This is a genomic window from Lysinibacillus sp. NPDC056232, assembly GCF_042267565.1.
Classification (GTDB): domain Bacteria; phylum Bacillota; class Bacilli; order Bacillales_A; family Planococcaceae; genus Lysinibacillus.
On sequence record NZ_JBHJTF010000018.1, the window covers coordinates 78,634 to 90,195 of the forward strand.

At 33.7% G+C, this 11,562-nt stretch carries 10 protein-coding genes; 9 read left to right on the top strand and 1 reads right to left on the bottom strand.

The window, feature by feature from the left end:
* Nucleotide 1: 1 nt before the first annotated feature.
* The 9 genes from ACFCYJ_RS14660 (at nucleotide 2) to ACFCYJ_RS14700 (ending at nucleotide 10,892) form a co-directional block, all read left to right on the top strand.
* On the top strand, nucleotides 2-1,864 hold the full coding sequence (locus ACFCYJ_RS14660) for a glycosyltransferase family 2 protein (protein WP_376074675.1): 1,863 nt from the start codon (nucleotides 2-4) through the stop codon (nucleotides 1,862-1,864).
* Nucleotides 1,861-3,612 carry a polysaccharide deacetylase family protein gene (locus tag ACFCYJ_RS14665; protein ID WP_376074676.1) on the top strand — a complete coding sequence of 584 codons (1,752 nt, stop codon included), beginning with the start codon at nucleotides 1,861-1,863 and terminating at the stop codon, nucleotides 3,610-3,612. Before ACFCYJ_RS14660 ends, ACFCYJ_RS14665 begins: the two co-directional genes overlap by 4 nt.
* A 20-nt stretch (nucleotides 3,613-3,632) precedes the next feature.
* A complete protein-coding gene (locus ACFCYJ_RS14670) occupies nucleotides 3,633-4,679 on the top strand; it encodes a glycosyl hydrolase family 18 protein (protein ID WP_376074677.1) in 1,047 nt (348 codons plus the stop codon).
* 1,026 nt (nucleotides 4,680-5,705) lie between these two features.
* Nucleotides 5,706-6,836: a ThiF family adenylyltransferase gene (locus tag ACFCYJ_RS14675; protein ID WP_376074678.1), complete on the top strand. Its 1,131-nt coding sequence runs from the start codon at nucleotides 5,706-5,708 to the stop codon at nucleotides 6,834-6,836.
* Nucleotides 6,837-6,843: 7 nt separating this feature from the next.
* Nucleotides 6,844-7,728 (top strand): hypothetical protein, encoded by an 885-nt coding sequence (locus ACFCYJ_RS14680; RefSeq protein ID WP_376074679.1) that lies wholly within the window; start codon nucleotides 6,844-6,846, stop codon nucleotides 7,726-7,728.
* 29 nt (nucleotides 7,729-7,757) lie between these two features.
* Nucleotides 7,758-8,684, top strand: a complete 927-nt coding sequence (locus ACFCYJ_RS14685; RefSeq protein ID WP_376074680.1) for an ABC transporter ATP-binding protein — start codon at nucleotides 7,758-7,760, stop codon at nucleotides 8,682-8,684.
* Nucleotides 8,674-9,447 carry an ABC transporter permease gene (locus ACFCYJ_RS14690; RefSeq protein WP_376074681.1) on the top strand — a complete coding sequence of 258 codons (774 nt, stop codon included), beginning with the start codon at nucleotides 8,674-8,676 and terminating at the stop codon, nucleotides 9,445-9,447. Before ACFCYJ_RS14685 ends, ACFCYJ_RS14690 begins: the two co-directional genes overlap by 11 nt.
* A 6-nt stretch (nucleotides 9,448-9,453) precedes the next feature.
* On the top strand, nucleotides 9,454-10,167 hold the full coding sequence (locus ACFCYJ_RS14695; RefSeq protein ID WP_376074682.1) for an ATP-binding cassette domain-containing protein: 714 nt from the start codon (nucleotides 9,454-9,456) through the stop codon (nucleotides 10,165-10,167).
* Nucleotides 10,168-10,190: 23 nt separating this feature from the next.
* The gene (locus tag ACFCYJ_RS14700) at nucleotides 10,191-10,892 is read left to right on the top strand and encodes a hypothetical protein (RefSeq protein ID WP_376074683.1); all 702 of its coding nucleotides are present in this window, start codon (nucleotides 10,191-10,193) and stop codon (nucleotides 10,890-10,892) included.
* A 153-nt stretch (nucleotides 10,893-11,045) separates the two neighbouring features.
* Here the strand turns inward: ACFCYJ_RS14700 and ACFCYJ_RS14705 are convergent.
* On the bottom strand, nucleotides 11,046-11,562 hold a 517-nt coding region (locus ACFCYJ_RS14705; RefSeq protein ID WP_376074684.1), incomplete at its 5' end, for a GHKL domain-containing protein.

Here is an 11,562-nt window from a genome sequence, read left to right on the forward strand (position 1 = left end):
CATGAATAAGAAAAAAGAGATTTTAACGATACCACGCTCTGATCGACGCATTTTATCGAATATTCCTGACCCAGAAAATGTACGAAATCTCGTTAATCGACGGGGTGCTTCGTATCAAAAGGAAGAAATCGATCCTACAGATGTCAATGAAATATATCGTTTACAGCTGTTAAGTTTACGCTATGAAACTAATTTTGAAGTACAAATTAAAAGAGCAAAGCAAAGGGTTAGTGACAAACATTATGCGGAGGATATTTCGGTTACAGGTATCCTTATATTTTCAAATAGTCCTGATAATTTTTTAATAGATGAAATTATTACGATGAAATTTACTATACCTGGTGGTGCGATGCCAGAGGGCTATGAATCTAAGGTAAAGGTAAAAGCGAAAGTTGTTCGTCATTTTACGAAAGAAGTAGATGGTGAAACAAGATGCTATTATGCATGTGAATTTTTACAGCCTTTAAATGACTATATGACTAAAAAACGTTGGGGACTATCAATTTTTGTGGCAAGTTTATTTCTATTGATTGTTTCTCTCATTGTGATATTAATGAGGGCTGAAAGTGTTATTTATTTCAGATTCAATAAATTCCTATATCTATATAGTATTATTGCTGCAACATTTCTTTTAAGTCGATATTTATTCGGTATTTTCTATAGGAATGTGCCGATAAATCCTAAATTTGAACCGGGCGTTTCTATTATTATTCCGGTGTTTAACGAAGAAGAATGGATTCATAGAACAATTTTAAGCTGTATTAATCAGTATTATCCTGTAGACAAATTAGAAGTTATTGTTGTAGATGATTATTCAACAGATAGAACTGAGGAAAAAGCAAAAGAAATGATTGAACTTATTCATAGCGAGGGTGAGCGATTTAAAACAAAGAATCGCTTAAGTTTCCATAAGCTACCTCAAAATGGAGGGAAGCGTGAGGCTTTAGTGGCAGGAGTACATCTTGCTAAACACGAATTAGTCGTTTTCGTAGATTCAGATAGTTTTTTAGAACCTCATGCTATTCGAAATATAGTGCAGCCTTTCCAAGATCCTAAAATGGGCGGTGTGGCTGGAAGAACAGAAGTTGAAAATAAATTTACAAATGCTCTGACAAAATTGCAAACCGTTCGCTATTATATAGCCTTTCGGATCATGAAAGCTGCTGAGTCTTGGTTTGATACAGTAACTTGCTTATCTGGTCCATTAGCATGTTATCGAAAAGAGCTTATTTTAAAGAACGAGACAGCATGGTTAAACCAAAAATTTCTTGGACAACCCGCAACATTCGGGGATGACCGTAGTATGACAAACTATATTTTAAAAACACATCGAACGGGATATCAAGACAATGCCGTATGTTCTACAATTGTTCCATCAGACACAAAAGTCTTTTTATCTCAACAAATGAGATGGAAACGATCATGGCTACGCGAATCTTTACGGGCATTTTTATTTATGTGGAAGAAGGAACCTTTTATGTTTCTTTTCTTCATCATCGGTTTAATCGTACCAATAGCAGCCCCTATTGTTGTTGTTTACAATCTACTTTATGTGCCAATTATGCATGGCGTTTTTCCAACAACGTTTTTAATGGGCTTGTTATTGATGGCAATGTTAATGAGCTTGGCCCATCTTTTCTTTAGAAAAAGTAAGTTATGGACATTTGGCTTTATCTTTGTACTTTTCTATGAATTTATTTTGCTGTGGCAAATGCCTGTTGCATGGGTTACATTTTGGAAATCAACATGGGGTACGAGAGAAACACCTCAAGACATCATCGCCAAAGAAAAGAAATTGGAAAAACAAAAGTTACGAAAATCTCGATTTTCGATCCTAAATAGAAAAATGGGTGAGAAGAAATGAGTGAAAAAAATGTTGTATTAAATCCAGCTAAAAAAAATCGAAGGAAAATAATACGATCCATTGTTCAAGCGATTATCGTTATATTTTTAGCGATTATTTTAATACGTGTAGTGTTTTTAACAGAAAAAAGGGAAGAGGAAACGGTTCCTCTAGAAAATAAAGATGGTTTCATCGCATTATCTTATTTTGGTGTGAGCAGAGGTGAATCTCCCAAATACGTATCTAAAGAGAATTTAAAAAAACAACTAGCATTACTTGAAAGTCAGGGTTATCAAACAATTACTCAGCAAGATATTTTAGATTTTTATCAGAAAGACAAACCGTTGCCAGAAAAAGCTTTGTTTTTATCATTTGAAGATGGACGGACAGATTCTAGTATATTTGCTCAAAATATCATGGAGGATCTAAACTATAAAGCTACGATGTTTACGTACGCCAATAAAATGGATACACGGGACAACAAATTTTTAAAGCCGAAAGACTTATTACTCATGGAAAAAAGTGGCTATTGGGAGTTGGGCTCTAATGGGTACCGTCTAACATATATTAATATTTATAATAATAAAGGACAGTCGTTAGGTGTTATAGATGAAAATAATGTGCCGAATAAAACGACTATCGAATATTATAATCATTATTTAATGGACTTCATTCGCAATCAATATATGATTCCAAGTGAAACGCGACAGGAAATGGAAAAACGTATCCAAAAAGATTACAAGCTAATGCAAGATATTTATGAGGAAGAATTAGGAGAAGTTCCTAATGCTTATGCGATTATGCATGCCAACTCACTTTATAATAATATGGATTCGTTAGTTGAACGTGCGAATAATAAACAAATTAAAGATAAATTTAAAATGCATTTCAATTTGGAGCTAGGGGCATATAATAATGCGGATGCTAATCTCTACAACTTAAGTAGATTACAAGTATCGCCCTATTGGTCTACCAATCACTTGATGATGAAAATCCGACAAGCTAGTAAGCAAAATGTAGAATTTGAAGTCGGAGATCCTAAACGGGCAAAAGAATGGTCTGTAAAGAATGGTGCAGCAGAATATGAAAATAATGAGATTATTATAACATCAGCACCTTCTAGTGAAGGTCGGGTAGTATTGAAGGAAACACTTCCAGAGAAATATAATATAAACTTTGCCTTTAAAGGGAATGTCGTTGGACAACAATCTATTTATTTAAACTACGATGAAAAAAATAATAGCTATATTCGGGTGGCATTAATAGATAATGAGATTGTTGTTTCTGAAAAATTACCAAAATCAGGCGTTGTTGAGAAGGAGCGTTTCCCGTTAAATGAAATAAAGTGGAATGAAGAAGAGTATGCATTTAATAAGGCTACTGTATACGATTATCAGGCTACGCAAAAAGGCTCTAGAATTGATAAGGAAGAGTATCCACGAAATCTAACAAACACAAGAGTATTTAATATTGCTGTTAATAAGGATAAAATAAAGATAGATGTAGATAAAGTATTATCCAAAACAATACAAGTAAATCCTGACATTCAAGGGTCACAAATTGGATTTGGTGCGATGTTCAGCAAAAAAGAAACTTCGCATGAACAGTATGCAGATGATATTTATGATACATTCATCGAAGATATTTTGATTACAGATGTTAACGATCATACACTTTTTACTAACCAATACACGAACTTCGATAAAGTAAAGCACAAAACAATGACTTTATTTAATAACGTTGTTGATTTCTTTATTGAAACCTTCTAAAACGGGGGGAACTAAATTAAGTGAAAAAAATTTTTTTGTTTATCTGTCTAGCACTACTAATTATCACGGCCTGTAGTAATAGTAAAGAAGAACCTGTAAAGGCGAGAGAGCCGTTGAAGAACAAAGAAAAGCTTCAATTATCTATTTGGTTACCTGAATGGCAAATCAAATCTGCCATCGAGGATGTGGGAAATTCAGAACAGGGCTTACAAGACATTCGCGTTTTTGGTGCTTATTTTAATGAGAGTGACCAATTATTACTAACAGAAGATGCGATAGAAATGTTGAAACAAACACAGCAACAATTTGATGTATCCCATAATGTGATACTTACGTTAATTAACGATACTGTTACAGATAACGCCCCATCAGTTCAGAAGGATAGTACGTTATTGCATCGATTGTTTCAAAATGCGTCATTTAGGCAGCGACATATTGATAATATTATGCAAGTTGTTGAACGATACAATGTGAAAGGTATCGAAATTGATTATGAAAAGATTGCTAAAGAGGACCTCCCTGGGTATGTCCGTTTCCTAGAGGAGCTTTATAAACAGCTATCAAAAAAGGGTATTTCATTACATGTCGTACTAGAACCTAGCTTCCCGTTTGATGTGAAATTGCCAGATGGACCTAAATATACAGTGATGGCTTATAATGTGCACGGATATCATAGTGGTCCAGGTGCAAAGGCAACCTTTTCATTTTTAAATGACTTAATAAAAAACAGTAAGAAGTCCAATCAAAAACTAGCGATTGCTTTTGCAACTGGCGGATTTGAATGGGTGAATCAAGGCAAAACAGTTGCTTTAACAGAGATAGAGGCAGAGGAATTACTGAACAAAACGAAAGCGGTTAAACAACGCGATAAAGCAAGTGGTGCTGCATATTTCACGTATGTAGATGAACAAAAAGTGAAGCATGAAGTTTGGTATGCCGATCAGGAAACACTTGAAAAATGGACAGCATACGTGCAAAAGAGACGCTACAATGAGGTTGTTTTATGGCGCGCCGGAGGTCTAGGCTCAAAAACGTTACAATGGATTAACGAACAATCAGAGGAGTGACGGAAAGAAGAGCCAAGGTGACGGATGGAAATCAGAGCGACGGAAAGAAGAGCCGAAGTGACGGAAAGAACAGCCAAAGTCGTGGATAGGAACGCCAAAATCATGGATAGAACGACAAAGTGACGGAAAGAATCGTCTAAGCTACGAATAAAAACGCCAAAGCCATTTAACTTTTCATAAGGAAATATTTACCTATAAGCAATATTGATCTCATTTGTGGTCATATTGCTTTTTTTTTCTTTTTTTTCCTGTTAGATTAATTCATCTTCTGTGATGATTAATCCTCCAAGACCAAAATTATGAATCTCATTGTGTGCTTGTATCTCGTTCATGAACAAAAATTTTCTCAATCATTTTATGTATTTACTCTGGTATTAGTTGTTTGAAATTGCTGTTCACTGGCTTCATCGAAAAGATTCCATAAAGATGCACTTGATTTAGCAATTTTAGTGTAATCCAAGAAGATATTTAGTTAAGATTACACTGCATTTATAAAGTAAAAATAACTTCTATTTCTTGTTTCCGATTGGGGGCGAAAGAATTTGACCATATTTTTGATTTATGAGTCATATACGAGGTTAATTATTACATCTAGATTGTCAATTGTTACAGCTTACCAATTTTTTTGGAATTTAACATTATTGTGAATGTAACGATAGCAAGTAAATTCTTTTAATTTTTAGGTTAAAAGAATTCTATTGTTATCTAAACCCTATATGTGATTAAACGCACCTAACCTATTATGCAAAGGTGTAACTTAATACGAAGGGAGGGATAGCTATGAAAAATGTTAAAGTTAGCAAAGCGGTAAAGGTTGATGCTACAGCATGGTGGATTATCGTTTAATGACAGACGAAAACCAAAAGCGAGGTTATCTAATAATCTTGCCTTTGGTTTTTATTTAACTTCTTTCAGAACACATAAACGATATTTTGATATCTGCGCAGCTGAGTTATCAAAAATCTACTATATGACTTTCGCTAATTAACACGCCAGAGAAATTATAACATAAGGAGGTCTTTAGTTATGTCATTTCAAAATCCGCGAATAAAACCGATTTATCCGTTATATCAATTAAATCCCGAAGTATTCAGAATTGGAGCTCAACTGGGGATTACAACAGAATTCGAAGATCCAGAAAAACAGTATTGGGAACTAGCTAAAATACTGGACGGACGACATATAGATGAAGTAGTAAAGGAAATGCAGACCTTGTTTCCTAGCTTGACTGAGGAAGATGTTATTGGTGGAATAGAATTACTTGATAGTGAAGGAGTCCTTGAAGAAGCACTACCTGAACAAGAAACTCAAGACAGATACATTGCCAATGTTAACTATTTCAGCAGATTTACGAATACACAAGGTAATCGATTTGACATTCAAAGAAAAATGAATGATACACGTATACTTTTATTGGGACTTGGAGGTGGAGGGTCAAATATTTTGACCCTTTTAGCTGGATTAGGTCCAAAAAAAATTACTATTGTTGACTATGATAGAGTTGAAGCAGGTAACCTTGGGAGACAATTTCTATATAGAGAATCTGATATTGGTAGGTTGAAAACCGAAGTAGCTGAGGAAGCACTCTCTCAAATGAATTCAAACATAATCATTGAGAGTCATAATAAAAAAATTGTCACTGTTGAGGATGTCCTATTATTTACGAATGACGTGGATGTGGTAATTTGCGCAATTGATGAACCTCCTTTTATTATTCAAAGAATTGTTAATCAAGCGATTGTGCGGGCTGGATTACCATGCGTATTTGGAGCCTCTCAAGTAAGTAGAGGACGAGTTTACACAGTGATTCCAAGGGAAACAGGTTGTTTCGACTGTTTAAATTTGAATTTCAGTAAAAATGATCCAAAGTTCATCGAACAATTTGTGGGATTTAGAGAAATTAATTTTGATCCCCCATCCATTGCATACGGACCAGGAATTTTCCAATTAACCTCAGGGATTGTTGATGAATTAGTCAGATTGGTGACTAATTATGCTGCACCAAGAAGTTTGGGAACTCAATATGAAATTAATTATGAAGATGGTTCCTCTTTTAGACATCCTTCATGGCCGAGATTTCCAAAAGAATGTCCAACTTGTGGTGAAGGAAATGTAGATGATTGGGAAATCTTTCAATACTATGAAGGTGGAAAGTGAGTATATTATGTCCGAATTATTGGTCTTAAATCCAACGTTTAGTAGAAAGCTTAAGTGTGGGGACTATATAATCTTATCAACTAAATCCGAACCAATTGTTGTTGACGAAGAGATTGTTACTGTTTTATCATCAGGAGTTCTTAATCCAGAAATTTATGACCAAGAGTTCATAAATACTCTTACTGAAACTGGATTTATCCAGTCTATTGAATCAAAAGAATTTGAATTTTTAGAAGAGAATGTCGCGAAAAAGTGGACTACTCTTAGAAAAGGGATATTGATTGTTGGCTTCATTTCTTTAATAAGTATAATTGTTTCTACATTCTTTTTTGGTATTCCAATTGGTAGCAAATTAATCTCTAAAGATACAAACATATGGGTGAATATTCCTTTTATTATACTCTTATCCATGGTAACTACTTCTATTCATGAGGTAATGCACATGCTATTCGCTAATAGTTGGAAAAAAACAAAAGGAGGATTGAATCTGAATTTTAAAAAGGCAACCGCAACAGTTGCAATGTCCCATATCTGGGTATGGTCATTCTTAGGTAGAGTTACTGCAATTAGTGCGGGAGTAATTTTTGATTTATTCCTCCTTTCAATTTTGACTTATTCTCAGTTCTGGATTAATAGCTGGGTTCTTCCTGTATCTTGTTCCATATTGTGGATTAGGATTCTTTGGCAGTTGCGCTTTCACAAAAAAAGTGATGGACAATTTTTGGTATCTATGATTATTGATGATCCTTTCATAGATTTTAGTTCAAAGGCTTCAAACAGCCAGAATCCCTTTCTAAGTAAAATTCGTTTAATAGGATACTTCGTTACGTTCATATTAGTTTTTCTATGGTTTATTCCTTTCGTGCATAGTGTAATTAACATAGTGCACTAAATTTTTAAAGAAAATAAAGGGGTGAAGAAATGAAAAATGATCTATGCATCTATTCAATTAGTAAAAGCTATCGAAAAGGCAATGTACAAGCAAACGATGACATATCGACTTGTTTTTCTGCTGGTGAAGTTGTAGCTTTAACAGGTCACAATGGTGCTGGTAAAACAACATTCTTAAACCAAATAATTGGTGTAACAAAACCAGATAGAGGTTTTATAACTTATCAGGGACATTCTTTGGTTAAAGAAACTAAAGTTGCCCGAAGTTTAATATCAATGATGCCGCAGTTTCATGCACCGTTAGCTGGTGTGACATTGAGACAATCTGTTGAGTCAGTTTTAAGAATAAAAGGTGTTAGTGGATATGAAAATAAGCAACTGACTGATGACATAATTCAGGAATTGCAGATTGAGGAATGGGCAAATAAACCTGGAGAAAAATTATCAGGGGGATTGCAAAGACTTACCTCATTTGCTATGGCAGTTGTAGCACCCCCACCTATTATTTTATTAGATGAACCTACAAATGATGTAGACCCTGTGAGAAGAAAAATCATCTGGAGATACTTGAGGAAGCTTGCGCAAAAAGGGCATATTATCGTTGTAGTCACGCACAATTTGTTAGAAGTAGAACAATACACTGACAGATATCTTCTTATGGATCGAGGAAAATTAATTAAGGATTCTCCCATTAGAGAAGTGAAATTAGGGTTATCTGTATCAAACTTACTAACAATAACGGTTAATAATTCGTCGGACTTAAATGATTTTCCAGAAGCATTAGATATTGTTTTTAATAATGAAGAGATGCAATATGATTTCGAGCTAACACATAAACAAGTTCCAGATGCTTTGAATTGGGTGTTAAGAAAAATCAGTCAAAATGAAGTAGTCAACTATCGGCTTGCACCATCTTCAATAAATAATCTATACGGAGAGTTGACAAATGAAGAGTAGACTTGAAATACATGCTGAAGTAATGCCAAAAAACTATAGTTTACTACAGTTTTGGGGTTTGATTCGTTGGAGTCTGATTAGGCACAAATATTTATTGCCAACTTTTAGTATAGCTCAAGCAGCTTTAGCTCTCGCCATTGTATATGGGCTAGCTTTATTGATACCGGAAATAGATGAAGGAACTTCACTATATCTATCTTCAGGTGCGATTACTTTGGGAATTATTGCTGTTGGTTGTGTTTTAGCAGCTCAAATAGTTAATACTGCTAAACAAGATGGAATTGTAAAATATCAAAAGACTTTACCTGTCAATCGTATGAGTATTCTAATTGCGGATATTATCATATGGGGTATCGCTTCACTACCCGGAATATTAATGTCATGCTTGGCTGCTATGATTAGATTTAATATATCAATCAACATATCTCTTACAAGTATTCTTGTTATCCTGCTGGCACAAGTAACAATGATTTCTATTGGCTTTGCGATAGCATATTGGCTTCCATCGAATTTTGTTGCATTGGTGACACAAATTATTATGATAGGTGGTCTACTGTTTTCTCCTATTACTTACCCTGCTGATAGACTTCCGGATTGGATGACAGTTATATACAATGTACTTCCCTTTGTACCAACAAGTAATTTGATTAGAGCTACATTATTTGGCCTAGGATCAATTTCATTTGTGGATTTATTTGTGGTTATTATATGGGTACTATTTACTTTTGGATTATCATTATTTGCCCTATCGAGAAAGGAGTAAGTCAATATGGATCAAGTTAGGCTAATAAATTTAAAAAAATATATTAAGAATGATCTAGTGATTGATGTGGAGTATTTGTGTTTCAAAAGAGGAGGAATACATGCACTAATAGGGCCAAATGGTGCTGGGAAGACTACTTTGTTGAAAAGTATCTGTGGATTGGTTGTTGTTGATGAGGGAGAAATCTGGTTTGGTGATAATCTTGTTTCACAAAAGGATAATTATAAAAACTTACTGAAAATAGGAACGATATTTACTTCTTTAGACAGTATTTCTGAACTTACTGTTCATGAGTTATTTGAAGAACATTTTCACTATTATGGGTTAAAAAAACCTAGTTCATGGGGCCCTCTTTTGCAGCAAGTGAAATTGAATGTTTCTCCAGAAGCGGTTATTGGAAAAATGTCTTTAGGGATGAAGCAAAGGCTACAATTGGCAGTAGCTCTGACACACAATCCGGAAATTTTAATTTTAGATGAACCTTTTAATGGACTAGACCCTGATGGAATTGAATTAGTTAAGAACATTTTGAAATCGTTAGCAAGAAAAAAAATTATACTTATATCAAGTCATACTTTCACTGACCTTGAAGATATTTCAACTGATATTGTTTTGATGTCAAATGGTAGAACGAGTGAGATGAGAAAAATTGATGATATCAACCGTACTTATGAAGGTGGAATATTAGACTATTATCACCAATTAACTGCGGAAAAATGAAAGTAAATGGAGGTATTTATTAAATGAATTATTATCATTTTGAGATTTCTAAAATGAAGAAAATTATATTTCCAACATTTGCATTAACTTTTCTCTCTCAATTGATTTTTACTTATTTTTTTGTAATCGTGGGGAAATTTGAGGGAAATGATGGAGATGATATTTTAACAAGTTATCCAGCAATACTTAGTTTAGCAAGCACAATAACTATGTGTATTATTTCAGTATATGGAGCTGTAGCAATAAGCCGTTATATTGTTAAAAATTATGTTGGTGATCATAGAAATAGAGTTTTTTTATATCCAATAAAGCGAAGTAGATTGTATTTAATCAAGAACATAGTATTTGGATGTATTTTGGGTTTGCCTCAATTTGTAGCACTTCTATTGGTCAACTCAATTTTTTCAATAGGAGAAACTATTTTTCCAATACTGGGTAAACCAATTAAAAGTTATTGGGTGGATTTTATTTTTGTTGCAGTAGTTTGTGTACTATTAACTTTATCAATCGTCCTCTTTTCTAGCTTTATTGGTATTTATTTTTCATCAACAATGTATACAGTGATTACTAGCATTATTTCTATTGTTGTATTAGCTAACGTTTCTGCACTGTCATTGATAAACTTTCAATTTTTCGCATCCATAGGAGCTTTATGTGTATTATTGGCGATGCTCCCTATACTTCGTTATGTTGGTAAAAGAATAGATGAAAGCGAGACTATATAACGAACTCTATCAGTAATACTTCGCTTATTCGGAATCAAATGTGCCTTTTCAGAACAAACAAAAAATAGATAATCGCTCGACCTTAAAAGCTAGAATTTTGAGGCCGAGCGATTATCTATTAAAAATATTTGATTAAGAATAGATTGTATAAAGTTAATAGATATCAAAAAGTACAATACTTACAAAATACTTCTTGTTTTCAATCCACTGCTTATATAGACCACCATTCTTTTCAACTAAAGCATTTATACTTCTAACACCTATTCCTTCATATTGACGATTTCTTCTAGAATTAGTCTCTAAGGGAACAAAAGTATTAGATATATCAATCAAGAGGTTTCTATTGAACTGCTTAATTACTAGTAATATTTCATTGTCTTCACTTCTTTTTATTCTAATGCAAGCTTCTAATGCATTGTCGACTAAGTTTCCAATTATTATTGCAAGAATATCGTTATCAATACTAATTTTTTCTGATAGAAAGATCTTAACTTTGAAATCAATTTGTTCCTTTTTAGCAATTGAGATTTTCTCATTCAATAAATAATTTAGTACACTGTCGTTAGTGTAAAAATTGGATTGTTGGTTTAATCCTTCAATGGAACTCATCAAATAATCTTTTGCTTCCTCTGTAGCTTTACGATCAAGCAGACCTAATAAGACTAGAAAC